General features: G+C 43.6%; 25 protein-coding genes. 7 read left to right on the top strand and 18 right to left on the bottom strand.

Features of this window, described 5'->3' with window-relative positions; all coding sequences use genetic code 11:
- Positions 1-194 precede the first annotated feature (194 nt).
- Entirely contained in the window at positions 195-1,862 is a 1,668-nt protein-coding gene (locus AC30SF_RS03220) for an anaerobic C4-dicarboxylate transporter (protein WP_489607532.1), read from the top strand.
- Positions 1,863-2,558: 696 nt separating this feature from the next.
- On the opposite strand, the gene lpxC is transcribed toward AC30SF_RS03220, so the two are convergent.
- From lpxC to AC30SF_RS03135, 17 genes are all read right to left on the bottom strand, one after another.
- Complete coding sequence (lpxC, locus tag AC30SF_RS03215) at positions 2,559-3,476, bottom strand: UDP-3-O-acyl-N-acetylglucosamine deacetylase (protein WP_314170919.1); 918 nt, start codon at positions 3,474-3,476, stop codon at positions 2,559-2,561.
- Positions 3,477-3,484: 8 nt separating this feature from the next.
- Complete coding sequence (gene ftsZ / locus AC30SF_RS03210; protein ID WP_021617059.1) at positions 3,485-4,756, bottom strand: cell division protein FtsZ; 1,272 nt, start codon at positions 4,754-4,756, stop codon at positions 3,485-3,487.
- 84 nt (positions 4,757-4,840) lie between these two features.
- Complete coding sequence (ftsA, locus tag AC30SF_RS03205; protein ID WP_021617060.1) at positions 4,841-6,121, bottom strand: cell division protein FtsA; 1,281 nt, start codon at positions 6,119-6,121, stop codon at positions 4,841-4,843.
- 22 nt (positions 6,122-6,143) lie between these two features.
- The gene (locus AC30SF_RS03200) at positions 6,144-6,911 is read right to left on the bottom strand and encodes a cell division protein FtsQ/DivIB (RefSeq protein ID WP_314116263.1); all 768 of its coding nucleotides are present in this window, start codon (positions 6,909-6,911) and stop codon (positions 6,144-6,146) included.
- Complete coding sequence (locus tag AC30SF_RS03195) at positions 6,908-7,837, bottom strand: D-alanine--D-alanine ligase (protein ID WP_376922692.1); 930 nt, start codon at positions 7,835-7,837, stop codon at positions 6,908-6,910. Before AC30SF_RS03195 ends, AC30SF_RS03200 begins: the two co-directional genes overlap by 4 nt.
- 12 nt (positions 7,838-7,849) lie before the next feature.
- Positions 7,850-9,280 (bottom strand): UDP-N-acetylmuramate--L-alanine ligase, encoded by a 1,431-nt coding sequence (gene murC, locus AC30SF_RS03190; protein WP_489607531.1) that lies wholly within the window; start codon positions 9,278-9,280, stop codon positions 7,850-7,852.
- Positions 9,281-9,339: 59 nt separating this feature from the next.
- Positions 9,340-10,404, bottom strand: coding sequence for an undecaprenyldiphospho-muramoylpentapeptide beta-N-acetylglucosaminyltransferase (gene murG / locus AC30SF_RS03185; protein ID WP_314116268.1), 1,065 nt, complete (start codon positions 10,402-10,404; stop codon positions 9,340-9,342).
- Between the two features lie 45 nt (positions 10,405-10,449).
- Positions 10,450-11,640 carry a putative lipid II flippase FtsW gene (ftsW, locus tag AC30SF_RS03180; RefSeq protein ID WP_295973548.1) on the bottom strand — a complete coding sequence of 397 codons (1,191 nt, stop codon included), beginning with the start codon at positions 11,638-11,640 and terminating at the stop codon, positions 10,450-10,452.
- An 18-nt stretch (positions 11,641-11,658) separates the two neighbouring features.
- Positions 11,659-12,975, bottom strand: a complete 1,317-nt coding sequence (gene murD, locus AC30SF_RS03175) for a UDP-N-acetylmuramoyl-L-alanine--D-glutamate ligase (RefSeq protein ID WP_489607530.1) — start codon at positions 12,973-12,975, stop codon at positions 11,659-11,661.
- Positions 12,976-13,014: 39 nt separating this feature from the next.
- The gene (gene mraY / locus AC30SF_RS03170) at positions 13,015-14,100 is read right to left on the bottom strand and encodes a phospho-N-acetylmuramoyl-pentapeptide-transferase (RefSeq protein ID WP_021617067.1); all 1,086 of its coding nucleotides are present in this window, start codon (positions 14,098-14,100) and stop codon (positions 13,015-13,017) included.
- Entirely contained in the window at positions 14,094-15,473 is a 1,380-nt protein-coding gene (murF, locus tag AC30SF_RS03165; RefSeq protein WP_489607529.1) for a UDP-N-acetylmuramoyl-tripeptide--D-alanyl-D-alanine ligase, read from the bottom strand. Before murF ends, mraY begins: the two co-directional genes overlap by 7 nt.
- 8 nt (positions 15,474-15,481) lie before the next feature.
- Positions 15,482-16,948, bottom strand: coding sequence for a UDP-N-acetylmuramoyl-L-alanyl-D-glutamate--2,6-diaminopimelate ligase (murE, locus tag AC30SF_RS03160; RefSeq protein WP_489607528.1), 1,467 nt, complete (start codon positions 16,946-16,948; stop codon positions 15,482-15,484).
- Between the two features lie 71 nt (positions 16,949-17,019).
- Positions 17,020-18,843, bottom strand: coding sequence for a peptidoglycan glycosyltransferase FtsI (ftsI, locus tag AC30SF_RS03155; protein ID WP_489607527.1), 1,824 nt, complete (start codon positions 18,841-18,843; stop codon positions 17,020-17,022).
- A 17-nt stretch (positions 18,844-18,860) separates the two neighbouring features.
- Positions 18,861-19,178, bottom strand: coding sequence for a cell division protein FtsL (gene ftsL / locus AC30SF_RS03150; protein WP_021617071.1), 318 nt, complete (start codon positions 19,176-19,178; stop codon positions 18,861-18,863).
- A complete protein-coding gene (gene rsmH / locus AC30SF_RS03145; protein ID WP_489607526.1) occupies positions 19,178-20,146 on the bottom strand; it encodes a 16S rRNA (cytosine(1402)-N(4))-methyltransferase RsmH in 969 nt (322 codons plus the stop codon). Before rsmH ends, ftsL begins: the two co-directional genes overlap by 1 nt.
- Before the next feature lie 102 nt (positions 20,147-20,248).
- Positions 20,249-20,707: a division/cell wall cluster transcriptional repressor MraZ gene (gene mraZ / locus AC30SF_RS03140; RefSeq protein ID WP_448757682.1), complete on the bottom strand. Its 459-nt coding sequence runs from the start codon at positions 20,705-20,707 to the stop codon at positions 20,249-20,251.
- A 104-nt stretch (positions 20,708-20,811) separates the two neighbouring features.
- Positions 20,812-20,934 carry a hypothetical protein gene (locus tag AC30SF_RS03135; protein WP_021617074.1) on the bottom strand — a complete coding sequence of 41 codons (123 nt, stop codon included), beginning with the start codon at positions 20,932-20,934 and terminating at the stop codon, positions 20,812-20,814.
- An 83-nt stretch (positions 20,935-21,017) separates the two neighbouring features.
- On the opposite strand from AC30SF_RS03135, the gene AC30SF_RS03130 reads away from it, so the two are divergent.
- Positions 21,018-21,521 carry a SprT family zinc-dependent metalloprotease gene (locus AC30SF_RS03130; RefSeq protein ID WP_489607525.1) on the top strand — a complete coding sequence of 168 codons (504 nt, stop codon included), beginning with the start codon at positions 21,018-21,020 and terminating at the stop codon, positions 21,519-21,521.
- Positions 21,522-21,694: 173 nt separating this feature from the next.
- Entirely contained in the window at positions 21,695-23,059 is a 1,365-nt protein-coding gene (locus AC30SF_RS03125; protein ID WP_489606412.1) for an L-serine ammonia-lyase, read from the top strand.
- A gap of 97 nt (positions 23,060-23,156) precedes the next feature.
- Here the strand turns inward: AC30SF_RS03125 and folA are convergent, their stop codons facing one another.
- On the bottom strand, positions 23,157-23,639 hold the full coding sequence (gene folA / locus AC30SF_RS03120; protein ID WP_489607524.1) for a type 3 dihydrofolate reductase: 483 nt from the start codon (positions 23,637-23,639) through the stop codon (positions 23,157-23,159).
- Positions 23,640-23,829: 190 nt separating this feature from the next.
- Here folA and artP point away from each other — a divergent pair, with 190 nt between their 5' ends.
- From artP to artM, 4 genes are read left to right on the top strand one after another with little or no spacing between them, the layout of a single operon-like run.
- Complete coding sequence (gene artP, locus AC30SF_RS03115) at positions 23,830-24,564, top strand: arginine ABC transporter ATP-binding protein ArtP (RefSeq protein ID WP_021617078.1); 735 nt, start codon at positions 23,830-23,832, stop codon at positions 24,562-24,564.
- Positions 24,565-24,582: 18 nt separating this feature from the next.
- On the top strand, positions 24,583-25,302 hold the full coding sequence (locus AC30SF_RS03110) for a lysine/arginine/ornithine ABC transporter substrate-binding protein (RefSeq protein ID WP_489607523.1): 720 nt from the start codon (positions 24,583-24,585) through the stop codon (positions 25,300-25,302).
- A gap of 3 nt (positions 25,303-25,305) precedes the next feature.
- Positions 25,306-25,977: an arginine ABC transporter permease ArtQ gene (gene artQ / locus AC30SF_RS03105; RefSeq protein WP_489607522.1), complete on the top strand. Its 672-nt coding sequence runs from the start codon at positions 25,306-25,308 to the stop codon at positions 25,975-25,977.
- Positions 25,977-26,654 carry an arginine ABC transporter permease ArtM gene (gene artM / locus AC30SF_RS03100; RefSeq protein ID WP_489607521.1) on the top strand — a complete coding sequence of 226 codons (678 nt, stop codon included), beginning with the start codon at positions 25,977-25,979 and terminating at the stop codon, positions 26,652-26,654. The genes artQ and artM overlap by 1 nt, the downstream gene beginning before the upstream one ends.
- Positions 26,655-26,681 lie beyond the last annotated feature (27 nt).

The raw sequence follows: 26,681 nt of genomic DNA, 5'->3' as shown, positions 1-26,681 counted from the left end.
CCGTGTTTTTTCTCATTGCACGCTTTTTTACAGGTTAGGCGAGAAGTGAATCGTCGCTATGCGTTGAACAACACACTGATAAAATTTTGATGTAACGCAAAAATTTTCCTAATTCTACTACTTAATAAGTAGCCTTAATGCTAGACTGGCGTTGATTTTCTCACCACCAAATGAAATTATTTTCTGGAGTCTCTATGGAATTTCTCATGAACTTAAGTGAAGGCACGCAATTTGCAATTCAGCTTGCGATCGTCTTAATCTGTTTATTCTACGGCGCCAAAAAAGGCGGTATTGCGCTCGGTTTGTTAGGCGGTATTGGTCTTATTGTCTTGGTGTTCGGTTTCGGCATTGAACCGGGTAAACCGGCAATCGATGTCATGTTAACCATTCTTGCGGTGGTGGTAACATCGGCAACGTTACAAGCTAGTGGCGGTTTAGATGTGATGTTGCAAATCGCAGAAAAATTACTGCGTAAAAACCCGAAATACGTCAGTATTCTCGCTCCATTTGTTACCTGTACCCTGACGATTCTTTGTGGTACCGGCCATGTGGTTTATACCATGTTACCGATTATTTACGATATCGCGATTAAAAACGACATTCGTCCGGAACGCCCAATGGCAGCAAGTTCCATCGCCTCACAAATGGGTATCATCGCTTCCCCGGTTTCCGTTGCGGTCGTCACCTTAACGGCTTTCTTAGTGAATGCACAAAACCATTTAGCCGGCTTTGACGGTTACTTAGATTTATTAAAAATCACTGTGCCATCCACCCTTTGTGGTGTGTTAGCCATCGGTATCTTCAGCTGGTTCCGTGGTAAAGATTTAGATAAAGACCAAGAATTCCAAGAAAAATTAAAAGATCCTGAATTCAAAAAATATGTGTATGGCGACAGCGCTTCCCTACTCGATAAAAAATTACCACAATCCAGCTGGAATGCGATGTGGATTTTCTTCGGTGCCATTTTAGTGGTTGCCTTATTGGGTTATTTCAAAGAATTGCGTCCATCTTTCGAGAAAAGTACACCCGCGCAGGTAGTTGAAGTACTTTCAGGCGATAAAGCAGTCAAAAGCTTTAACGTGAAAGACGGTAAAATTCTTGCCGTAGCCAAAGACGGTAAAGTTGCGCTTGATGTTAAAGACAACAAAGCTAAAGCAAAAACCGCTTATGACAGCGTTGAGATTTACGACAACAAAGGTACATTAACCCAAACTGTTGCTTTACAAGATAACAATGTTGTCATTACTGCCGGCGATAAAACAGAAACCATTGAAAACGCGACAATCGTCTTAAAAGACTCAGTGAAGAAAAAAGTCAATTTAGGCATGGTTCATGTTATTCAAATCTTCATGTTATTGGCTGGTGCATTAATAATCATCTTTACAAAAACCGACGCCGGTAAAATCAGTAAAAATGAAATCTTCCGTTCCGGTATGATTGCATTAGTGGCAGTATTCGGGATTTCTTGGATGGCAGAAACCATGTTTACCGTCCATACACCAATGATGAAAGCGGCATTAGGGGACGTTGTAAAAGCTCACCCTTGGACTTATGCTGTAATGCTACTATTAATCTCTAAATTCGTTAACTCCCAAGCGGCGGCATTAGTGGCATTCGTACCACTGGCATTAGGTATCGGTGTTGACCCGGCGATTATTCTTGCCTTCGCCGCAGCGTGTTACGGTTACTACATTTTACCAACCTACCCAAGCGACTTGGCAGCGATTCAATTTGACCGCTCCGGCACCACCCACATCGGTAAATTTGTCATCAACCACAGCTTTATTTTACCGGGCTTAATCGGTGTAATTACCTCCTGTATCTTCGGTTATATCTTCACAACCCTGTTTGGATACTTGTAATTTAGATTAGATTTAATCCCAAATAACAATCCGCACGTAAAACGTGCGGTTTTTAGGCTCCCCTATTCCCATATAAGGGCCTATACTTCACAAGCCCTAAAAGGGGCTTGTGAAAACCGGTCACCGTGTTTATTTTCATATCACTATTTTAAATGAATCGTAGCGTGCAACTTGTTGCACGAAATCATGAATGCCCGAAAGAGTTAAATAACGTTCCGTGCGTTATTTGGTCGTGCATCAAGATGAACGCTACGCATAAAATCGTGAATTACGCATCGAGGTTAATCATTCGTGCAACAAGTTGCACGCTACGCATAAAATCGTGAATTACACATCCGAGTGTTAATCATTCGCGCACAAGATGCACGCTACGCATGAAATCGTGAATTACGCATCGAGGTTAATTATTCGTGCATCAAGATGCACGCTACGAGGGGTAAATAATCCTCCTATAATGTTGAATTTCGGTTGTCAGCCTTATTCATTATATCGCGAGGATTTTTCTGTTCATCGCTTAAGCTATTTGGCTCCATATATGTTGCGTATGGTTTTTATAGCCAGACTTTGGCTGGCTATAATAAAAAGGCTACTTTTCATGAAGTAGCCTTGTTTATGTCGATTAACTAATAAAACGTGATACAAAAAAAGCTATATTTCTAATGAAATATAGTTTTTTATAACCGACTATTTTAGATATTAAATTAAGATTTGAGCCGGTGCAGCATAACCTTGTGGAACTTGTTGTTTGTCTTCAAAGGTAACAAACTCCCACGCTTCTTGATTATCCAATACCGCTCTTAATAATTTATTATTCAAACCATGACCTGATTTGTAGGCTTTGAAATCACCGATGATGTTATAACCACACATATACAAATCACCGATCGCATCTAACATTTTGTGACGTACCAATTCATCTTTAAAACGTAAACCGTCTTCATTCAAAATGCGGTAATCATCAAGCACAATGGCATTATCCAAGCTACCGCCTAAAGCTAAGCCTTGGGATTGAAGGTATTCAATATCCTTCATAAAACCAAAGGTTCTGGCACGACTAATTTGTTGTACAAAAGCCTGTGCAGAAAAATCCAACACATAATTACGTACATTTTTGCTAATTGCCGGGTGATTAAAATCAATCGTAAAATCTAAACGGAAACCGTTATAAGGAGAAAATTCAGCCCATTTATCACCATCTTCTACGCGTACTTTTTGTTTAATACGAATAAACTTCTTCGGTGCATTTTGTTCTTCAATGCCTGCATCAAGTAATAAATAAATAAATGGACTTGCACTACCATCCATAATTGGAATTTCCGGTGCATCTACTTCAACAATCACATTATCAATACCTAATCCAGCCAATGCGGCATTAAGATGTTCAACCGTTGAAATACGCACACCTTGTTCATTCACTAAGCAAGTACAAAGCATTGTATCACGCACTGAATTTGCGTTAGCCGGGAATGTCACCGGCGGATTCAAATCAGTACGGCAATAGACCACCCCAGTATTCGGCATTGCCGGGCGCAAAATCAGAGTAACTTTGTTACCGCTATGCAAGCCAACACCGGTGACTTTAATGCTTTGTTTTAAGGTTCTTTGCTTAATCATAATACTCTCTATTTGTCATTATTACGCATAAAATCGCGTACATTAAACAGTGAATCGACATTAGCAGGAATAGGTTTATCTTCCGGCTTTTGTTGACCACGTTCAGATACGTTATCTTGTGTTATCTGACCATAATTTGGCGCCCGAGTTCCCAAACTACCAAAGGCTGTACTAATCGGTTGAAGACCCGGTTGAGTATTTCCCTGTACAGTCTGAGGACGAGCAGGAATTTGAATTTCCGGCGTTTCAGGCTCGCCGATACCGGTCGCAACAATAGTTACACGAATTTCATCAACCATATCCGGCACTAATGTCGTACCGATGACCACTGTTGCCTCTTCCGAAGCAAATCCTCTCACGGTCTCACCTACAGCGTTGAATTCAGATAATCCCAAATCCATACCACAAGTAATATTAACTAAAACACCTTTCGCACCGGATAAATCCACACGTTCTAATAGATCGCTTTTCACTGCAATTTTTGCAGCCTCTTCAGCACGCCCCTCTCCTTGTGGACCTTGTGCTGCACCAAAGCCAATCATTGCTTGTCCCATTTCTGACATCACGGTACGCACGTCAGCGAAGTCCACGTTAATCAACCCTGGAGAGGTGATCATATCGGAAATACCGGTCACAGAATTATTCAACACATCATTTGCGGCGGAAAATGCTTGTATCAATGTGGCATTTTTTGGCATAGCCTTCGTTAATTGCTCATTAGGGATGATAATAAGAGAATCCACATATTTCGATAACTCTTTAATTCCCATTTCAGCAAACATCATCCGTTTCTTACCTTCGAATACAAACGGCTTTGTCACCACAGCGACGGTAAGAACACCTAATTCTTTTGCAATTTGAGCCACGATCGGTGCTGCACCGGTACCTGTACCACCGCCCATACCGGCAGCGATAAATACCATATCCGCACCTTCTAACATTTTACGAATGGCATCTTGATCATCTTCCGCTGCTTTACGACCGACATTTGGGTTTGCACCGGCACCTAATCCTTTCGTTGTATTCGCGCCGATTTGAACGGTTTGTTGGGCTTGACTCTTACGAAGCGCTTGAGCATCTGTATTCACAGAATAGAATTCAATCTTACCATGCTCATCGGTGTTAAATAGAGCATCGTCAGTAATCATATTACCGGCATTTTTTTGCTGCATATTTGCAACCATATGATTAATCGCGTTACCGCCGCCACCACCAACACCGACGACTTTAATCAACGCACCACTCATTTCACCAAGATCGTAATCTACCGGCTCAAACATAATTACCTATTCTCCGTTAGTGCCGACAAATTATCGGCGTATTAAACCCAAATTGTTCATATTGTAGATGAAAAATCAAAATTCTCAAAATTCCGACCGCACTTTATTAAAAATTTTTTTCATGATATTGCCACAAGCACTTAAAAATCCGCTATCGGTATGCTCCTCATTGATTGGACCTTCATCTTCATTACTATGTCCATATTGCAATAATCCAATGACTGTTGCATATTGTGGTTTATTAACGTAATCCGTAAGACCGGTAATATTTAACGGGCTACCAATACGCACTTGAGCGTGAGTACCGAATACCTCGGCGGCACATTCTTTTAAGTCTTCAATTTGTGCGCCACCACCGGTGATGACAATGCCGGCAATAAGCTCACATTTCATATTTTTAGAATCTAAGTCCGCTTTTAAATAAAGAAGTTCATTTTTAACTAAACCTAATAATTCTTTATAGCGGGCAGATGTCACCATCGAAAGTTGTTCGCGAGTCAATGTGCGCGGACCACGCCCACCAATGCTAGAGACCTCAATTTTTTTATCCGCATGATGTTTCGGTGGACAGAATGCACTACCATGATTCACTTTAATGCTTTCAGCCTCCATTCTTGAGGTCGCACAAGCATAAGCAATATCATCGGTCACACGATTACCGGCGTAAGGAATCACCTTACTAAAGCGCAATGCCCCGTTAATATACACCATAATATCCATGGTGCCGGCACCGAAATCAATTAAGCAGACGCCCAAATCTTTTTCATCTTCAGTCAATACAGAATAACTTGAAGCCAAACCGGAAAAGACAATTTTCTCCACTTTTAATTTGCAACGTTCTACCGCTTTTTTCAGATTGTTTAGCCAATCCTGATGACAAGCAATTAAATGGGTCTGTGCTTTTAAGCGCACACCTTGCAAACCCAATGGATTTTTAATATTCATTTGCTTATCAACGGCAAATTCTTGTGGAATAATGTGCAACAAAGACAACCCTTCCGGCATTTTCACCGAACTGGCTGTGTGAATCGCAGAATCAATTTCATCTTGTGTGACTTCGCCTTCGGCAATCGGCACAAAGCCATTTTCATTTAGACTTTGAATATGTTCACCGGTAATAGCTAGCGTTACGCTCATAATACGGCAGTCAGCCACCGATTCAGCCGCTTCAATGGCGCGTTGAATTGAAGTCACTACTGCATTGAGATCCGTAATGCTTCCTTTATCAATTCCTTTAGAAGGGCAACTGCCGACACCAAGCACGTTTACCACGCCATCAGGCAATACCTCACCCACCACGGCAACCACTTTTGATGTACCGACTTCCAATCCTACAATAGTCTTTGATTCCACAATTTTAGACATTTTTTAACTTCACTATTAATATTTAATTAGCATCCACCATGCCTACCGAAGCACCGGAGGCGTAACGTAAATCAACGTAAGATAATCGCTTATTTTCAGGAATTTCAATCTGTGGATAAATCGTAACGAAACGCTCGAGTTTGCTTTTCCAGTCGCCTCGCCCAAGTTTCAGTACCACATCATTATCTAATACGACTTTCCATGCACCACGCGCATCAATGGCAACCGCTTTTAAAGTTAAGCCTTTTTGTTTCAAATCAGCATAAATTCTATTCCAGGCATCAAGCACTTTTTCACTTTGGAAATCCGGACCGGCTAGACGCGGGAGATGCGTATCTTTGAGTTTATTCATGGGCAGCTGGAAAACGACGCCATCATCAGAGAGAAAATCGCTTTCGTTCCAAATCGCAACAGGCTTATACTCTGTCACCCAAATGCTTAACTTATTCGGCCACATTTTTCGCACAACCGCCCCTTTTACCCAAGGCATTGTTTCAATTTGCTCACGAATAATGTCGGCATCCTGACCGAAAAAGCCTTTTAACCCACCCATTTTCAATAAAACATCACGCACATCCGCATCCGTCGTAAAGGTTGGTGTACCGACTAATGCAAATGCACTGATAGGCTTACTATCTAATTTTTCTAGAAAACTTTGCCAATTTGAATAAGAATAGAACGCGATGCCAACGCATAATAGCACAAGTAATAATTTAATTTGCACAAAAACTTTTGATTTTGGCTCACCATATCTTATATTTTGTGTGGTTTTGCGTTTTAGTAAATTCATTCCGCACTCAACTCTAAAATTTTCTCAACCAACTGTTCAAAAGAATACCCAACCGTTGCAGCTGATTTTGGGAACAAACTGTGACTCGTCATACCAGGATTCGTGTTCACCTCTACCAGACGGAACTTTCCTTCCGCATCTGCCATCACATCAATACGGCTCCAACCACGACATCCCACCACATCATAGGCCTGTTTTACTAAATGGCGAAGCTCCTGCTCACGTTCATCGCTTAACCCTGCCGGACAAAAATATTGCGTATTATCAGAAATGTATTTCGCATCATAATCATAGAACTCACCTTCCGGCACGATTTTAATGGAAGGTAACACTTCGTTATTCAGTACCGGCACAGTAAATTCATCACCGGCAAGCCATTCTTCAATCAGTACGGTGCGATCAAATTTAAGCGCAAAATCCACCGCACTTTCCAATTCTTCCATCGTTTTCACTTTGGTTAACCCCACACTAGACCCTTCTAAAGAGGGTTTCACCATCAACGGCAAGCCTAATTTTTTGACCACTACCTCAGGGTTTAAGGTTGCTCGATTTTCCACTGTCACGATTTCCATCTCAGCGACAGGCAGACCAAAGGCTTTCCATAACATTTTCGTGCGCATTTTATCCATGGTCAGCGCAGACGCCATCACGCCGCAACCGGTGTAAGGAATACCGATTTGCTCCAACAACCCTTGCATCGTGCCGTCCTCACCACCGCGACCATGTAAAATATTAAACACACGATCAAAGCCTTGTTCTTTTAGTGTTGCCACCGGAAAAGTTTTCGGATCAATCGGGTAAGCATCATACCCCTGTTTACGCAATGCGTTTAATACGGCAGTTCCTGAATTTAAAGACACCTCACGTTCGGCTGAGGTTCCGCCCAATAATACGGCAATTTTTTCTTGTTTTAAGGTTTTACTCATCTCGCTATCCACTTACTCTTTTGTCCAACATTCGACTAACTGGCGTGAAAGCTTGCTCACGCTGCCGGCGCCTTGCGCCAAAATTAAATCGCCATCTTGAATAATTTGATCAAGCACGTCTCCTAATTGTGTCGTATCAGACACCAAAATCGGATCCACTTTGCCAAGATTGCGAATAGAACGACATAATGCTTTACTATCTGCCCCCACAATCGGTGCTTCACCGGCGGGATACACATCCAACATAATCAAGGCATCGACCTGAGATAAGACTTGCACAAAGTCATCAAATAAATCGCGGGTGCGGGAATAACGGTGCGGTTGAAAAATCATCACAATCCGTTTATTCTCCCAGCCTTGGCGTGCGGCTTGAATGGTGACGCCCACTTCTGTCGGGTGATGACCATAATCGTCCACCAGCATCACTTTACCGTTCGGACGAATAAATTGCCCTAACTGATCGAAACGGCGACCAGCCCCTTGGAAATCAGCTAATGCGGCTAAAATCGCTTCGTTTTTGATGCCTTCTTCTTTGGCTACCGCCAACGCGGCCGTCGCATTTAAGGCATTATGGCGTCCTGGCACATTCAGCAAGACATCAATACGTTCACCGTTCGGGCAAATCACCGTGTAATGGCCTTGGAAACCGGTTTGTTGATAATCTTCGATGCGATAATCGGCATTCTCACTGAAACCATAAGTAATCACCTGACGCCCAACTTGCGGCACCAAGCTCATTAAATCGGCATCATCAGCACATAACACGGCTAATCCATAAAACGGCAAATTATGTAAGAAATTCACATAGGTTTGCTTCATTTCATCAAAATCACCGTGATAGGTATCCATATGATCCGGCTCAATATTGGTCACGATAGAAATCATCGGCTGCAAATGCAAGAAAGAGGCATCACTTTCATCGGCCTCGGCAATCAAATAACGGCTACGCCCTAAATGCGCATTCGTCCCGGCAGATTTCACCAAACCGCCATTCACAAAAGTCGGATCCAAACCGGCTTCTGCATAAATCATAGAAACCATCGCGGTGGTCGTCGTTTTACCGTGCGTACCTGCCACGGCAATACCATGACGAAAACGCATTAATTCCGCCAACATTTGCGCACGTTGAATCACCGGAATGCGTGCTTCTTTTGCCGCCACCACTTCAGGGTTACCATCACGAATCGCAGAAGAAATCACCACCACGCTGGCACCGGCAATGTTTTCTGCTTTATGCCCAATAAATACTTTAGCACCTGCACGAGTTAAACGCTGAGTCACCGCACTTTCCGCAATATCCGACCCCGAAATATGATACCCCTCATTCAATAAAATTTCGGCAATACCACACATCCCCGCGCCACCGATACCAATAAAATGAATTTGCTTCACTCGGCGCATTTCCGGAATGATGTCTCTAATCTGTTGATGATAGTTATCCATGAATCTGTCCTTCTTACTCGGTCGCGCAAAATAATTGAAAAAACGACCGCACTTTTAATTTAATTTGCCACGTCTTCAATCACGTCAGCGACCCGCTTAGCCGCTAACGGTGTTGCCTTGCTTTTTGCCTTTAACGCCATGGCTAATAATGTTTCACGATCTGCCAACAATGGGGTTAACGCATTCAACAGACGCGCTTCGGTAAATTCCGGTTGCTCAATGATCAGCGCAGCCCCTGCATCCGCTAAATATTTGGCATTCAAAAATTGCTGACGGTCTTTATGTTGGAAAGGCACGAAAATAGCCGGTACACCGACTGCCGCCAATTCGCACACCGTCAATGCGCCAGAACGACAAATCACAATGTCCGCCCAGGCATAAGCTTCTGCCATATCATCGATAAATTCAGTCGCCACGCCATTTTGGTTTGCCTGATAAATTTCCTCAATGCCTGCTAAATTGCCCTTGCCTACTTGGTGACGCACATAAATCTCCAAACCTTGAGCACTGAGTTTCTCTGCGACTTTTGGCACAGTTTGATTTAACACGCGCGCCCCTTGGCTGCCACCGACAACTAAAATACGCAAGATTTTATCACGGGCAGCAAAACGTGTTTCCGGCGATTCGGTTTGGAATAAATCACGACGTACCGGATTACCCACCACTTCGGCATGAGGAAAGGCATTGGGAAATGCCTGTAATACACGAGCTGCAATTTTCGACAACCAGTGATTGGTTAACCCCGCAATGGCATTTTGTTCATGCAATACCACTGGCACGCCGCAAAGTTTTGCTGCAATACCGCCCGGGCCCGAAACATAGCCCCCCATGCCTAATACCGCATTGGGTTGATATTGTTGAATAATCTTACGCGCCTGACACACCGCGCGCAAAATCGCAAAAGGCGCCAATAATAAACTCTTGATGCCCTTGCCGCGTAAACCTGAAATTTGGATAAATTCAATGGGAATGCCATGTTTTGGTACGAGTTGGGCTTCCATACGATCTTTGGTGCCCAGCCAGCGAATTTCCCAACCTTGCTGTTGTAATTCTTGTGCAACGGCAATGGCAGGGAAAACATGTCCGCCTGTTCCACCTGCCATCACTAATAATTTCTTACCCATCTCTTTTCTCTAAAAATATTTAAAAAACCGACCGCACTTAGGTTCTTAGTCATCCCGCAATCTTGCTTGACCACCACGCATGAGGCGATTTTCGTGATCAATGCGCAGGAGCATACCAATAGTCACCGACATAATGATAATACTGGAGCCCCCGTAACTGACGAGTGGAAAGGTAAGCCCTTTGGTCGGTAACATCCCCAGCGCCATCCCTAAATTCACAAAGCCTTGGAAGAAAATCCAAAAACTGATCCCGAAAGCCAAAAAGCCTTTAAAACGCTGTTCCAGAATTAAGGACTCACGCCCAATTTTCATGGCGCGAAAAACCAATAAGCCAAGTAGCGCAATAATAATAAAAATCCCAAAAAAGCCGAACTCTTCGCCCACAATCGCCATGACGAAGTCAGTGTGTGCTTCCGGCAAATATTCCAATTTCAATACGGAATTGCCTAACCCTTCGCCGAAAAAGCCACCACGACCGAATGCCATTAACGAGTTAGATAATTGAAAACCGGTACCGTAAGGGTCTTTGAAAGGATCCATAAAGCCGGTAATCCGTTTTAGACGGTATGCGGATGTCAGCACCAACCACACAAACAGCAACAAGCCCACGCCAATTAACCCGATAAACTGCCAAAAGTTGGCACCTACGATAAATAATAGGCCAAAGGTGATAATAAATAAGACAACGGCACTGCCCAAGTCTGGTTGTACTAAAAGGAAACAGCCCATCACGCCCATCACGATAAAAGGCTTGAACGCACTTAATTTGCGACTCCGCACTTCATCATAACGTCGGGTAAAATAACTGGCGAGGAAACAGGTTAAGGCTAACTTAGCAAATTCCGCCGGTTGGAAATTAAATAAAACCATCGGGATCCAACGGCGTGCGCCATTCACTTCCCGTCCGATCCCAGGAATCATCACGAGAAAAAGCAACACCAAAGCCACGCCAAAGAGTTTAACATGCCATTTTTCCCACTTTTCCATGGGAATTTGTAGCGCAAAATAACAGGTCACACAGGAAAGGATAATGTAAAGCACATCGCGCTTGGCAAAATAGAACGCATCACTATACAAACGGGTCCCCACCGGAATAGAGGCTGAGGATACTGCCAATAGCCCAATTAATAGCAAGATTAAATACAACCAAAGCAACGTGCGGTCGTACAACGAACTGCTTGGCGTTACGGTGGTTGCTTGCACGCTACGCGCTTTAAACTGATCCCAAAATCCCATGTATTTTCCTCATCTGTCCTAACTTAGTGATGAGCTTAACTGTGCCAATCGCGTGAACTCTTCACCGCGTGCTTCAAAACACGGAAATTGATCCAAACTGGCACACGCCGGGGATAACAACACCATGTCGCCTGCTTGTAATTGCGGACGGATTGCCGCGATGGCTTGTTCCATGGTGTCGAATAAGCGGCTTTGTGAGGTAAGATCCGCTAACGCTTTGCCATCACGGCCAAAGCAATAACAATAAATATGCGGCTGATTAATTAAGGTTGCCAGAGCTGAAAAATCTGCGCCTTTGCCATCTCCACCTAACAATAAATAGAGTTTCCCGGCGACCTGTAAACCGGTTAATGCAGCAACCGTACTACCGACATTGGTTGCTTTTGAATCATTGATCCAACGCACGCCGTTCGCCATATGCGCCACTTGGAAACGGTGTTCCAAGCCACCGAACTCGCGAAGTGCGGTCTGAATTCCCAACAAATTAATGCCGGCAGCTTGCGCCAAGGCAATCGCAGCCAAGGCATTCATGTAATTATGGCGACCGGTTAATTTCATTTCATCACAAGCTAAAATCACCTCATCACGCGCCATTAAATAGGTTTTCCGGTTTTCGTTTTTCAGCCAATAATCCGCATGATGTTCCGCAAAACTCACTTGTTTTTCCGGGTGTTGCGTAGTTGGCAGGGTGAGCGGGTCTTCTCCGTTAACCACCGCCGTTTGGCAATTATCGTAGATTTTTAATTTCGCCTGGCGATAATCCTGTAAATCCACGTAACGATTCATATGATCTTCGGTGACGTTCAACACCGTTGCCGCCACAGTTTTTAGCGAATAGGTGGTTTCTAACTGGAAGCTGGAAAGCTCCAAAACGTAAATATCATGCGATTGATTTAAGAGAGAAAGCGCAGGAATACCAATATTTCCGCCCATGCCAACGCTTAATCCGGCGGCTTTTGCCATTTCTGCTACTAAGGTAGTCACGGTGCTTTTGCCGTTGGAGCCGGTAATCGCCACAATCGGTTTATCCGCTTCTCGACAGAACAGCTCAATATCGCCGACAACTTCGACACCGGCTTGAAGTGCGGTCTGAATTTCTGGCGTTTTTACCGCAAGACCCGGGCTAATCACGATCAAATCGCTTTCTAAGAGCCATTGCTGGTTTAAACTGCCGGTATGCAGAGGAATGGTTTTATCAAGTTGATCTGCCCCTGCCGGTGCGTTGCGCGTATCCATGACACGAACTTCCGCGTGCTTAGCGCGCAGAAAATCAACACAGGATAACCCTGTTTTGCCCAGTCCGATAACAGTGACTTTTTTATCTTGATATTGCATGAAATTCTCTCTCAAAAATGACCGCGCTTTTAGGTATGATTAACGTAGTTTTAAGGTCACTAAACCAATTAATACCAGCATTAAGGAAATGATCCAGAAACGCACAATAACACGTGGCTCCGGCCAGCCTTTTTTCTCGAAATGATGATGAATCGGTGCCATCAGGAAAATGCGTTGTTTGTTACGCAATTTGTAGGAACCCACTTGTAAAATCACGGACAGCGTTTCCATGACGAACACACCGCCCATGATCAGCAATAGAAATTCTTGGCGAACTAAGACGGCAATCACGCCTAACGCGCCGCCCAATGCTAATGAGCCGACATCGCCCATAAACACTTGCGCAGGGTAAGTGTTAAACCATAAGAAACCGAGACCGGCACCCACAATGGCAGTACAGAATACCACTAACTCAGCACTAAATTTAATGTACGGAATGTGTAAATATTCAGCGAAGTTAATGTTCCCGGTTGCCCATGCCACCAATGCAAATGCACCGGCGACCATGATGGTCGGCACAATCGCCAAACCATCTAACCCATCCGTTAAGTTCACGGCATTACTGGAACCGACAATCACAAAATAAGCTAATACAATATAGAAAATGCCTAGCTGAGGCATCACCGTTTTAAAGAACGGCACGACAAGGCGTGTCGCATCGGTATCTTGCCCCATGGCATACATACCAAACACAGCCACCAATGCCACCACAGACAGCCAAAAATATTTCCAACGCGCCACTAATCCGTCTGTGCTTTTACGGGTAATTTTACGGTAATCGTCCACAAAGCCAACAGCGCCGTAGCCGAATAAAACAAACAAGCTAAACCAAACATAGGGGTTTCTTAAATCCGCCCATAATAATGTGCTCACACCGATGGCAAAGAGAATCATGACACCGCCCATGGTCGGTGTCCCTTTTTTGGCAAAGTGACTTTCAGGGCCGTCATCGCGTACGACTTGGCCAAACTTCAGCAGTTGTAAACGACGAATAACCTTCGGACCGATCCATAAGGACAATAAAAGTGCCGTGAGCAACGCTAAAATAGCACGCACGGTAATGTAGGAAATGACATGGAAATCAGAATTGTATTTGGTGAGAAACTCAGCAATCCAAACTAACATAAAAAATTACCCTTTAATAAATCGATCACGTCTTCCATTTTCATACTGCGTGATCCCTTCACCAAAACAACGACTTTTTGTTGTGTTAATTGTTGTTTAATAATTGGTGTTAAATAAGCGACAAGTTCTGTTTTATCGGTAAAATGACGACCTAAATTGACCGCACTTATGGCGGCACTGTCACGTCCAAATGAAATCACCAAATCCAATTTGGCAGCACGGGCGAACTCGCCCACGTCTTGATGACAAAGCGGTGTATTATCGCCTAATTCTGCCATATCACCAACAACAAAGACGCGAAATGCCGAATATTTTTGCAACACAGAAATTGCTGATTTCATGGAACCTACATTCGCATTATAGCTATCATCGAGGAGCAAAAGATTTTCACAAGGGACGATCGGGAACAAACGCCCTTTCACCAAAGATGGCGTTTCCAACCCTTTTTTGACCTGCGCTAACGTCGCACCCACATTCATTGTCAGCGCTGTCGCGGCTAAAACATTTGATACGTTGTGCTCACCTAAATACGGTGAATCAATCTGCACATTGCCTTGTGGCGTGTGTAAGATGAAAGCCGCTCCTTGTCCGGAAAATACGATGTTTTCGGCATAATAATCGGCTTTCGGATCATCGTAAGCAAAATATTGCACCGAATGATCACCAATCTCTGCCTGCCATTTTTGTGAATAGTTATGTGCCTTATTAATAATAGCGACGCCATGCTGGGTTAATCCGCGGAAAATTTCGCCTTTCGCTGTTGCAACGCCGTCAAGAGAACCAAAACCTTCCAAATGGGCTGCCATGACATTATTGACTAACGCCACATCAGGCTGCGCCAAGGCGGTGGTATAGGCAATTTCACCAATATGATTGGCACCAAGTTCAATCACTGCAAATTTATGTTTTTCGGTTAAACGTAATAACGTCAGCGGAACACCGATGTCGTTATTAAAATTGCCTTGGGTAAATAAAACGTCGTCAAAATCCACCGCACTTTGTTGCAAGATAGAGGCCGTCATTTCTTTTACCGTGGTTTTGCCCGAAGACCCTGTCATCGCCACCACTTTCGGATTGATTTTCTCACGCAACCATTTGGCAAGCTGCCCTAAGGCAAGACGGCTGTCTTTCACAATTAATTGGGCAATATTGCCCTCTGTTGGATGTTCAACCACGGCGGCAACACAACCTTGTTCAGCCGCTTTCATAACGTAGTCATGTGCATCAAAATTTTCGCCTTTCAACGCAAAAAACAACCCATTATTGACGGTTTTACGGCTGTCTGTACTCACGTTTTCGACAGTCACGTTGCCATCACCGATAAGCTGTGCCTCTAAAATGGAGGCGATTTGAGAGAGAGATAATGTAATCATAATTTTTATTACTGAGATAAATAATGACGGGCAACTTCCTGATCGGAAAAATGATGCTTCGTTTTGCCAATAATTTGATAGTCTTCATGCCCTTTGCCGGCAATTAAAATAACGTCATTTTCCACCGCACTTTGAATCGCAGTGGCAATGGCCTCTTCACGTTGATGTATCACTTGCACGGCTTGCGGATGAATAAACCCTTTTAAAATATCCGCCATAATTTGCGTATGATCTTCTGTACGCGGGTTGTCATCTGTCGCAATCACCTTATCCGCCAACTGCTCGGCAATTTTCGCCATCAACGGACGTTTACCACTATCGCGATCACCACCGCAGCCGAAAATACACCAAAGCTTACCATGGCAATGTAACCGTGCTGCCTGTAACGCTTTTTCCAACGCGTCCGGCGTGTGCGCGTAATCCACGATCACGGTCGGTTTATGCGGAGTATGCAGCACTTCCATCCGACCACAGACACCGGTTAATTTATGTGCGCTACGAATAAGTTCGGCTAAGTCATAACCAAGCGCCAACAAGGTTGCCATGACCAACAATAAATTACTGACGTTGAATGCGCCGATAAGTGCACTTTGTAATTCACCGTTGCCCCAAGAGGATTCAAATTGAATACTGGCGCCTTTGTGGTTAAAGGAGACATTTACCGCTTTCAACCATTTGGCTTGTTGTGGAACAAAATCTGCCTTGCTACTGACCGCAACCGCCTCCGGCATCTCACTTAACCATGTTGCACCAACGGGATCATCCGCATCAATGATGTGATGGCGGCTATCTAATTCGGTGAATAAACGTTTTTTTGCTGCGGCATAATTTTCCATCGTGTGATGGTAATCCAGATGATCGCGACTTAAATTCGTGAACACCGCGGCACTGAAATGTACCGCCTCTACACGATGTTGTACCAAACCGTGAGAGGACACTTCAATCGCCGCAAAATCTGCGCCTTGTGCCACAAACTCCGCCAGTGATGCTTGAATTTCTATGGCGGATCCTGTGGTATTGGTTGCTTCTTTAACTCGACCATATAGTCCATTACCAATAGTGCCCATTACGGCGCTGGTATGGCCTAAAATCTGTGTCCACTGTGCCAAGAGTTGCGCGGTTGTCGTTTTGCCGTTGGTACCGGTTACCCCAATCAACGTTAAACGCTTGGAAGGCTGTCCATAAAACACATCCGCAAGATGGGATAAATGTTCGCTTAAACGGTAAAACGCAATGAGTGGAATCTGTTGCTCGTAGCGCACCTGAAGATGTTGCGCCTCAGAATCAGCCTCAAAAATGACCGCACTTGCGCCATTTTGCAACGCTTGCGGAATATATTGACGACCATCGGTTTGATGTCCTTTAATTGCAACAAAAAGACAGCCGGCCTTTGCAGTTCGACTGTCTAATGTCATTTCGGTGAGATTCACATTTTCTGCTATGTGAATCCCGAGAAGATGAGTTAATCGATACATAATGTTTTCTCAATGAATGAGTGAAAAACGTTTTATTTACGCACCGCACTTTATATTGAATTTAGTCAAATTTAGTTGACTTCACTTGATTTTTTACTATTCAAACGAACAGTGCGTTTCGTTGTTTTATCTGTTTCAATGCCATCCGGCGGTACGTTGTTGCTACGCAACGCATAACTCATGATGCTGGAAAATACCGGTGCGGAAATTGCCCCCCCATAGTACTGCCCTGCTTTCGGATCATTAATCAGCACCACCAAAGCATAACGTGGGTCGGTAATTGGTGCGATACCTGCGGTATAAGCCACGTATTTATCTACATAGCGGCCATTTTCCAATTTCTTCGCCGTACCGGTTTTGATGCCGACACGATAGCCTTCAACCATCGCACGGCCATTTTTAATTGCGACTTTTTCCATCATGTTGACGACTTCACGTGTAATTTTTTCAGAGAACACACGATGACCAATTACCGGCGGATCGACTTTTGTAATAGATAGTGGGCGATAAATACCAAAGCTACCTAAAGTGACATAAGCACGAGCAATTTGTAATGGCGTTGCATTCAAACCATAGCCATAGGCTACGTTAGCACGCTCAATATCAGACCAACGAGCACGGTTAGCATTCAACAAACCGGATTGTTCGCCAATCAAACCTAAATCTGTCGGCTTACCTAAACCGGCATTTTGATAGGTTTCCATTAAAGCACTCGGTGGCATACGTAACGCTAAACGGCTCACACCGCGGTTACTGGAGTTTTCTAAAATGCCATCTAAACTTAACTGATCACGCGGTGCCACATCTTTGACTTCATGGCCGTTCAAGATTAACGGGCCGGTATTAATAATTTCATCACGACGCACTACGCCACGTTGAAGTGCGGTTAAAACCACGAACGGTTTTACCGTAGAACCCGGCTCAAAGGTATCGGTAATCGCGCGGTTACGCATTAACTCGGATTTTACTCCCACACGATTATTTGGGTTATAAGAAGGGGCATTCGCCATTGCTAAAACTTCACCGGTGCGCACATCCACCAACACCGCCGTACCGGATTCGGCTTTATTCTCGGCGACCGCTTTCTTAATTTCGCGATAAACCATGGATTGTAATTTTTCATCAATGCTCAAGGTCACGTCTTGCGCATCATATTTCTTCACATCGGAAATATTTTCAACAATGTTACCGAATCTATCTTTACGATATGTCATGGAACCGGATTTACCCACCAACATGGAATCGAAGCTTTTTTCAATGCCCTCAATACCTGTGCCATCAATATTGGTATAACCAATCAAATGGGCGGTTTCTTCCACGCGAGGATAAAAGCGACGCGCTTCCGATTTCAAAACGATACCGGTAATTTTTAACTCTTTTACATATTGTGCAAGGGTCGGTGAAATTTGACGAGATAAATACACAAAGCGAGATTTCGGATCTTTTTCTATCCGTTTAACCAAATTGCTATAAGAAATCCCCAAGGCTTCTGCCAATTTTTGCCAGCGTTCTTTATCTTTCAATGCGTTTTCATCAAAGATAAATTTCGGATCCGCCACGACAGAATACATCGGCACGCTAACAGACAACAGTTGACCGTTACGATCTAAAATAGAACCACGCACAAACTGAATTTCTTGTTTGCGCAAAGAACGTTTATCCGCTTCATCGATTAATGAATCGGCATTGACGATTTGAACATAGGCAGCTTGGCTAACCAGTGCGATTAATCCCAAAAGAATTAAACTTAACACCGAAATATAACGGGCTTGTAAAAAGCTTTTTTCATAAACAACCTTCGGTTTATTCGGCTTAACCGCAGAACTGCTATGAGATGCCCCTTTTGTGGCTTTTTTGGGCTTAGGTAACTTAGAGGATTTATTAAACTTCACCATATCTCTCACATTCCATACTATTCAAGAATAACGACTTCTTGCTCTGATGTGGCACGTTGCATACCTAATTGTTTGGCAATGGCTTCTATTCTCGTGTTATCGCTGAGTGTCGCTTCTTCTAATTTTAAATTTAAAAACTCATTTTCAAGCGCTTGATGCTGCAAAACCAATTCCCCTTTTTCCGCCACCAAACCACGGGTTTGATGTGTAATCCAAACCGTTCCAAGGGCGCTGGCGGTAATGGCGAATAACAAGATCAGCACGAGTTTATTAGACGTAAATAAGTCTTCAATGATGATCTCTTGCAACGGGTATCTGTCATTATTCTGCAACATCAACTTAATCTCTCTGCAATACGTAACACCGCACTTCTCGCGCGTGGATTTTGGGCAATTTCGTCCTCACTTGGCATCATCGCCTTACCGATCACTTTTAAGCGTTGATTACGTTGAATTTGATCTTCACGCAAAGGCAAACCTTTTGGAATCGCCTCGCCTTGGCTTTGTTTCCGCATAAAATGTTTCACCATGCGATCTTCCAACGAATGGAAACTGATAATCGATAAACGCCCTCTCGGCGCTAACACAGTTAATGCTGACTGCAAGACCTTTTCCAGCTCATCTAACTCTGAATTAATAAAAATACGGATCGCCTGAAAACTTCGAGTAGCAGGATGTTTATGTTTATCTTTAAATGGCACAGCCTGTGCAATTAATTCAGCGAGTTGTAACGTACGCGTTAAATATTTACCGCCATTTTGCACCGCACTTTTATTGTAATTCACGATGGCTGAGGCAATTTTCTTTGCAAATCGCTCTTCACCAAAGGTTTTTAAAACCCACGCCAAATCCTGTTCTGAAACCTGCTGTAACCATTCAGCCGCAGACACTCCTTGACTGTTATCCATACGCATATCTAACGGCCCGTCTTTCATAAAACTGAAGCCACGCGCGGCATCGTCTAATTGCGGAGAAGACACGCCCAGATCAAGCAAAATCCCGTCAATTTTGCCAACTAACCCTAATTTTTCACAAATCGGTAAAATTTCAGAAAAGGTATTGTGTTCAATGTGAAAACGTGGGTCTTGAATTTTTTTAGCTTCTGCGACAGCTTTAGGATCGCGATCGATGGCAATTAATTTGCCATTGTCGGCTAACTTGGAGAGAATCAAGCGGGAATGTCCGCCTCGACCGAATGTCCCATCAATGTAAATGCCATTTTCTTTCAATGCCAACCCTTCAACGGTTTCATGTAACAAAACGGTTGAATGTTCAGCTGACGAAAATGTATTTGAAAGGGCCATACATGACTACCAAGGGTACATAAAATTATAATCTAAAAAGAAGATAGAGCGGCATAATCGCCGCTTATCTTTGCTAGTGCCGCTGTTCCGTGAGTTTAACTCTTATAATGACAGCGTTTTTAATTTTTCCGATAGCGCAAAAGTCTCTGTTGCGCCCAGTGCCATATCTTTTTCCACTTGGGCTTGCCATTCGGCTTCGCTCCAAATTTCAAATTTATTCAACTGCCCAACCAACATAATGGACTTTTCCAATTTCGCGTGTTGGCGTAACGGACCGCTGATCAAAATTCGACCGGCACTGTCTAATTCACATTCGGTGGCGTATCCCAACATAACCCGTTGTAGGCTGCGTTGTACGGGATCGAAGTTGGAAAGTTCAAGCAGTTTTTGTTCAATCATCTCCCATTCTTGGAGAGGGTAAAGTAATAAACAAGGCTGGCGAATGTCCACGGTGCAAACCATTTGCCCTTGATTTTGTTCCAAAAGCTCGGCGCGATAGCGCGTTGGGATAGCCAATCTCCCCTTCGCATCTAAATTGACTGCCGACGCACCACGAAACATGAAAAACACCTTCTTCTTGTTTATAGCGCTAAATTTGGGATTGCGATCCAAAATTCACCACAAAAAACCACTTTTCACCACTTTGAGCTAAGTTTATTATTTGTTTATTCAAGTTGCAAGCGGTTTAACCGTGTCGGCAGACTATCTTTCGTTTTTTCATACAGCCAAACTCCGTTTTCATTTTCTTCCCAAGACATTTCACCTTGCGCTATTGGTTGGATATACATGACAACCGCCACATAAAGGTATATTGTTTAGCGGAAAAATCTCCATTGACTGATATCTATTCGCCTTTATCAGAGAACAGGTTATGCACACAGAACATCATTTTCGCATGCTAAAAATGCAAATTCTTCGCCGCCTGCACCACGGTATGCAGCTGGCGGAAGACTACTTCAAACACCCTTTTCATTTTCCGCAAATTCATTATGAGCTAAGAGGCGTGAAAGCCGGTGTTGCCCATTTACAAAAAAACGCCATCCGTTTTAACCGCACTTTAATGTTGGAAAATCCGGAGGAGTTCATTCAGCAGGTCTCCTTACATGAACTCGCTCATCTCATTGTTTATCAACATTTCGGTCATGTTCAGCCGCACGGCAAAGAATGGCGATTTGTCATGAACGAGATTTTTCATCTACCTGCCGATACCTGCCATCAGTTTGATCTGTCTTCCGTGCAAGGCAAAACCTTTACTTACCGCTGCGCCTGCCAAACGTACCAATTAACCCTTCGCCGACACAATAAGATCCAACGTGAAAGTGCGGTCTATTTTTGCCGTAAATGTAAAACACAGCTGAATTTTGTCGATGATTAACCTAAAAACCCGAGCGCACATTGTTCATTTTAGGTTGTGATACGCACCGTTGTGATCCCTCGTGTTGCGCTATGGATTATTTTCAAAATAAGCGTAGAATGCGTCTCCTTTGTTCTGTTTCAACCAAACACGCCCGACGATTTCGCCTCGTCAGCAAGGGTAATAAGTAAAAAATGATTAGCGTTTTTGATATGTTTAAAATCGGTATCGGCCCTTCCAGTTCGCACACCGTGGGCCCGATGAAAGCCGGTAAACAATTTATTGATGATTTGATTGAGCACCACTTGCTGGAAAAGGTCACACACATTCAAGTGGATGTGTACGGTTCGTTATCCATGACCGGTTTTGGCCACAGCACCGATATTGCGATTATCATGGGATTAGCCGGCTACTTACCTCATAACGTGGATATTGAAGGCATTCCCGGTTTTATTGCCAAGGTAAATAAAACCGCTAAATTGCCTTTAGCTGAGGGCAAGCAAGTGGCGAAATTCGATCCGGCAACAGACATGATTTTTCATAAAACCTTTTTGCCCTTACACGAAAACGGCATGACCATTACGGCATTGGCTGACACCGAAGTATTATACAAACAAACGTATTACTCCATTGGTGGCGGTTTTATTGTAGATGAAGCACATTTTAATCAGCAAGAAGAACATCCAATCGAAGTGCCTTATCCCTATGCAAACGCCGCCGATCTGTTACGTCATTGCCAAGAAAGCGGGCTTTCCTTATCCAGTTTAGTGATGAAAAATGAACTGGCGTTACACAGCAAAGCAGAACTGGAAAATCATTTACACCAAGTGTGGCAAACCATGAAAGCCTGTATTCATCGTGGTTTGCATACGGAAGGGGTCTTGCCTGGGCCATTAAAAGTTGCTCGACGCGCGGCGACGTTATATCGAATGCTAAAAGCGAACAACGAATTATCTAACGATCCGATGCGGGTGATTGACTGGATCAATATGTTTGCGTTAGCCGTCAATGAAGAAAATGCCGCAGGCGGACGCGTTGTTACTGCACCAACAAATGGCGCTTGCGGCATCGTGCCGGCAGTATTGGCTTATTACGAAAAATTTGTCGGCGCATTGACCGATGAAATCGTTGAACGTTATTTATTAACCTGTAGCGTGATCGGATCGTTATATAAAATGAACGCCTCCATTTCCGGCGCGGAAGTGGGCTGTCAAGGCGAAGTGGGTGTTGCTTGCTCCATGGCAGCCGCCGGTTTATCGGAAATCCTTGGCGGCAGCCCGGAACAAGTGTGCATCGCCGCAGAAATCGCCATGGAACACAATCTGGGGCTCACCTGCGATCCGGTCGGCGGACAAGTTCAAGTACCTTGCATTGAGCGCAACGCTATCGCTTCGGTGAAAGCCATTAACGCCAGTCGCATGGCTTTACGCCGTACCACCAGCCCACGCGTGAGTTTGGATAAAGTCATTGAAACCATGTATGAAACCGGGAAAGACATGAACGCCAAATACCGCGAAACCGCCACAGGAGGCTTGGCCATTAAAGTCATCTGTTCATAACAAAAAAACGATCGCATAAAAGTGCGGTCGTTTTTTCTGGTGTTTTCCCTTTCGCAATTAAGGAGATTTAAATCGTCTCTTTTAACCCCGTTTTTCATTATTTCCGCTGTAAAATTAAAAAACGGCAATCATAGGGATTCTGCTCATCGGCAGGTCGCCATTGTTCGAACTCAATCTCCCATTCATCATATGAAATCTGTGGGAAAAACGTGTCACCCGCCAATTCCGTTTGAATTTCCGTTAAATATAAACGGTCTGCCAAAGGTAGCGCTTGTTTAAAAAGCTGCCCGCCGCCAATGATCATCAGTTCTTGAGAATCACCTGCAAAATCGACCGCACTTTCCATACTGTCTTTCCACAGCACGCCTTCATGAATAAAGGGTTGGCGAGACAATACGATATTGGTTCGCTTGGGTAATGGGCGACCAATGCTTTCAAAGGTTTTTCGTCCCATAATCACAGGTTTTCCTAAGGTATTTTGACGAAACCACGCCAAATCCGCCGGCAAATGCCACGGCATTTTGTTCTCTTGCCCGATCACATGATTTTTTGTCATGGCCACAATGAGACTTAATGTCATAGTGATTTATTCCTCAATTTAATAAGGCGGATACTATAGCATAATTTTATCATTGCCTTTGCGGTTATTGTCGGCAAAAAAAGAGAATCATCACCGAATAAAATTATGCATAAACCCATTGCATAATTATGCACAAAATAATAATATATTTTCATTCCAACAATGATTTGATACAAGAGCAGAAGTCACAATGACAATTAGTGTTAAAAACCTGAATTTTTTCTATGGCGCCAATCAAGCCTTATTCGATATTAATTTAACCGCCGATGACGGCGATGTGGTGGTGCTATTAGGCCCAAGCGGTGCCGGCAAAAGCACCTTAATTCGCACGCTAAATTTGCTGGAAGTGCCACAATCGGGCGAATTGAGCATTGCCAATAATCAATTTGATTTGTCCGCCAATAATGATCCGAAACAAATTCGCCAACTACGTCGTGATGTCGGCATGGTATTTCAACAGTATCACTTATGGCCGCACATGACCGTGTTGCAAAACCTCATTGAAGCGCCGATGAAAATTCTTGGCACAAGCGAAACGGAAGCCAAACAACAGGCGATGGAACTGTTGCAACGTTTACGTTTGGAAGAACACGCGGCGCGTTTTCCGCTCCATTTATCCGGTGGTCAACAACAGCGTGTCGCCATTGCGCGCGCATTAATGATGAAACCGCAGGTGCTGTTATTTGATGAACCGACGGCTGCCCTGGATCCGGAAATTACCGCGCAAATCGTCTCCATCATTGAAGAATTGCAACAAACCGGTATTACCCAAGTGATTGTCACCCATGAAGTGAATGTCGCGAAAAAAGTGGCGACCAAAGTCGTGTATATGGAACGAGGTCATATTATCGAAATGGGCGATAACAGCTGCTTTGAACAACCTAAAACCGAACAATTTAAACACTATTTATCACATAACATTTAATCTAGAAGGAGAAACATCATGAAAAAATTACTTTTAACCGCCCTACTCGCCAGCACCGCACTTGCAACCAACGCACAAGAAATCACTTTTGCAATGGAACCAAGCTATCCGCCATTTGAAACCACCAACGAAAAAGGCGAAATCATTGGTTTTGACGTGGATATCGCGAATGCCGTTTGTCAACAAATTCAAGCGACCTGCCACTTTAAAAGCCAAGCATTCGATGCGTTGATTCCAAGTTTAAAAGCAAAACGTTTTGATGCGTCCATTTCCGCCATTGATATTACGGATGCACGTGCAAAACAAGTTGCCTTTTCTCAACCCTACTATGACAGCTCGGCAAGCTACGTTGCATTAACAGGCAAAGGCGATTTAAGCAAGGCGAAAAATGTAGGGGTACAAAACGGTACCACCTTCCAACAATACACAGCGGCAGAAACAAAACAATATGACATCAAAGCCTATGCCAGCTTACAAGATGCGGTTTTGGATTTAAAAAATGGACGTATTGACGTGATTTTTGGCGATACAGCCGTGCTTGCCGATATGATCACAAAAGAACCGGAAATCCAATTTGTCGGTGAGAAAGTGACCAACAAAAAATATTTTGGTAATGGCTTAGGTATTGCCGTTAATAAATCTTCTAAAGAATTATTAGATAACTTAAACAAAGGGTTAGATGCCATCAAAGCCAGTGGCGAATACCAAAAAATCTATGATAAATGGATGACAAAATAATTTATGTTTTATGATTATCTCGCGTTAATTTTTCATGCAGCCCTAACGACCTTAGGGCTTGCTGTTTGTTCGCTCATCGTCGGTTTAATTTTAGGTATTTTTTTCACCGCACTTGAGTCCAATAAATATCCGATCATTGCCAGAACTACCTCTGTTTTAGTGATGTTATTGCGTGGTTTACCTGAAATTCTGATCGTTTTATTGATTTATTTCGGCTCAACGGAAATCGTAGAATTATTAACCGGTGAATATATTGAATTTGGTGCCTTCGGTTGTGGTGTATTTGCTTTATCCCTGATTTTTGCCGCTTACGCTTCCCAAACCTTACGGGGCGCTATTCAAGCGATTCCTAAAGGGCAATGGGAATCGGGTATGGCGCTGGGGTTAAGCCGCCCTTATACCTTTATTCACCTCATCATGCCGCAGGTATGGCGTCATGCTTTGCCGGGGCTAAGCAATCAATGGCTTGTGTTGTTAAAAGACACCGCACTTGTTTCACTAATTGGCGTAGATGATTTAATGCGCCAAGCCGGATTGATTAACACTAATACACACCAACCTTTTACATGGTACGGCATTGCAGCATTAATTTATTTGGCAGTAACACTTATCAGCCAAGTTGCGATTCGTAAATTAGAAAGACGATTTACTCGATTTGAGCGAGGGAATGCATAATGTTTGAAGACTATTTATCAGTGATTGCGCAGGGCATTCCGACCAGTTTATTGCTCACTTTCGCCTCTTTATTAATCGCCTTTTTATTAGCGTTATTCTTTACGTTTATCCTTGCCATGGGGAATCGCTGGCTAAAAAGTGCGGTGAATTTTTATCTTGTTTTATTTACCGGCACGCCCCTACTTATTCAGATTTTTTTAATTTATAGTGGTCCGGGACAATTTGAATTTATTACGCAAAGTCCACTTTGGTCCTTGCTTTCCAATGCATGGTTTTGCGCTATGCTAGCCTTAGCATTAAATAGTGCAGCTTACTCTACTCAGCTTTTTTATGGCGCGGTCAAAGCCATTCCCCAAGGTCAATGGGAAAGTTGTGCTGCATTAGGATTATCACGCGTACAAACGCTTAAAATTTTGATTCCATACGCCCTTAAACGCGCACTGCCCTCTTATACCAATGAAATTATTTTGGTATTTAAAGGCACATCGTTGGCGTCAACCATCACGATTATGGACATCATGGGATATGCCCGCCAGCTCTATGGCACAGAATATGATGCGCTGACCATCTATGGTATCGCCGGCGGTATCTACTTACTGATTACCGGTATCGCCACATTAATGCTACGCAAAGTCGAAAATAAAGTACTGGCATTCGAGCGTTTTGAATCTAAATAGCATTAACGGTTGCGAGGAAATCTATTA

The sequence above is a fragment of the Aggregatibacter valvarum genome (genome assembly GCF_980468985.1).
Note: the sequence above shows the minus strand (reverse complement) of the source record. Positions and strands in the feature narration are given on the sequence as shown.

Bases quoted from the DNA above. Each gene is read 5' to 3' on its own strand.
- AC30SF_RS03220 (WP_489607532.1), top strand. From the start codon at position 195: ATGGAATTTCTCATGAACTTAAGTGAAGGCACGCAATTTGCAATTCAG.
- lpxC (WP_314170919.1), bottom strand. From the start codon at position 3,476: ATGATTAAGCAAAGAACCTTAAAACAAAGCATTAAAGTCACCGGTGTT.
- ftsZ (WP_021617059.1), bottom strand. From the start codon at position 4,756: ATGTTTGAGCCGGTAGATTACGATCTTGGTGAAATGAGTGGTGCGTTG.
- ftsA (WP_021617060.1), bottom strand. From the start codon at position 6,121: ATGTCTAAAATTGTGGAATCAAAGACTATTGTAGGATTGGAAGTCGGT.
- AC30SF_RS03200 (WP_314116263.1), bottom strand. From the start codon at position 6,911: ATGAATTTACTAAAACGCAAAACCACACAAAATATAAGATATGGTGAG.
- AC30SF_RS03195 (WP_376922692.1), bottom strand. From the start codon at position 7,837: ATGAGTAAAACCTTAAAACAAGAAAAAATTGCCGTATTATTGGGCGGA.
- murC (WP_489607531.1), bottom strand. From the start codon at position 9,280: ATGGATAACTATCATCAACAGATTAGAGACATCATTCCGGAAATGCGC.
- murG (WP_314116268.1), bottom strand. From the start codon at position 10,404: ATGGGTAAGAAATTATTAGTGATGGCAGGTGGAACAGGCGGACATGTT.
- ftsW (WP_295973548.1), bottom strand. From the start codon at position 11,640: ATGGGATTTTGGGATCAGTTTAAAGCGCGTAGCGTGCAAGCAACCACC.
- murD (WP_489607530.1), bottom strand. From the start codon at position 12,975: ATGCAATATCAAGATAAAAAAGTCACTGTTATCGGACTGGGCAAAACA.
- mraY (WP_021617067.1), bottom strand. From the start codon at position 14,100: ATGTTAGTTTGGATTGCTGAGTTTCTCACCAAATACAATTCTGATTTC.
- murF (WP_489607529.1), bottom strand. From the start codon at position 15,473: ATGATTACATTATCTCTCTCTCAAATCGCCTCCATTTTAGAGGCACAG.
- murE (WP_489607528.1), bottom strand. From the start codon at position 16,948: ATGTATCGATTAACTCATCTTCTCGGGATTCACATAGCAGAAAATGTG.
- ftsI (WP_489607527.1), bottom strand. From the start codon at position 18,843: ATGGTGAAGTTTAATAAATCCTCTAAGTTACCTAAGCCCAAAAAAGCC.
- ftsL (WP_021617071.1), bottom strand. From the start codon at position 19,178: ATGTTGCAGAATAATGACAGATACCCGTTGCAAGAGATCATCATTGAA.
- rsmH (WP_489607526.1), bottom strand. From the start codon at position 20,146: ATGGCCCTTTCAAATACATTTTCGTCAGCTGAACATTCAACCGTTTTG.
- mraZ (WP_448757682.1), bottom strand. From the start codon at position 20,707: ATGTTTCGTGGTGCGTCGGCAGTCAATTTAGATGCGAAGGGGAGATTG.
- AC30SF_RS03135 (WP_021617074.1), bottom strand. From the start codon at position 20,934: ATGTATATCCAACCAATAGCGCAAGGTGAAATGTCTTGGGAAGAAAAT.
- AC30SF_RS03130 (WP_489607525.1), top strand. From the start codon at position 21,018: ATGCACACAGAACATCATTTTCGCATGCTAAAAATGCAAATTCTTCGC.
- AC30SF_RS03125 (WP_489606412.1), top strand. From the start codon at position 21,695: ATGATTAGCGTTTTTGATATGTTTAAAATCGGTATCGGCCCTTCCAGT.
- folA (WP_489607524.1), bottom strand. From the start codon at position 23,639: ATGACATTAAGTCTCATTGTGGCCATGACAAAAAATCATGTGATCGGG.
- artP (WP_021617078.1), top strand. From the start codon at position 23,830: ATGACAATTAGTGTTAAAAACCTGAATTTTTTCTATGGCGCCAATCAA.
- AC30SF_RS03110 (WP_489607523.1), top strand. From the start codon at position 24,583: ATGAAAAAATTACTTTTAACCGCCCTACTCGCCAGCACCGCACTTGCA.
- artQ (WP_489607522.1), top strand. From the start codon at position 25,306: ATGTTTTATGATTATCTCGCGTTAATTTTTCATGCAGCCCTAACGACC.
- artM (WP_489607521.1), top strand. From the start codon at position 25,977: ATGTTTGAAGACTATTTATCAGTGATTGCGCAGGGCATTCCGACCAGT.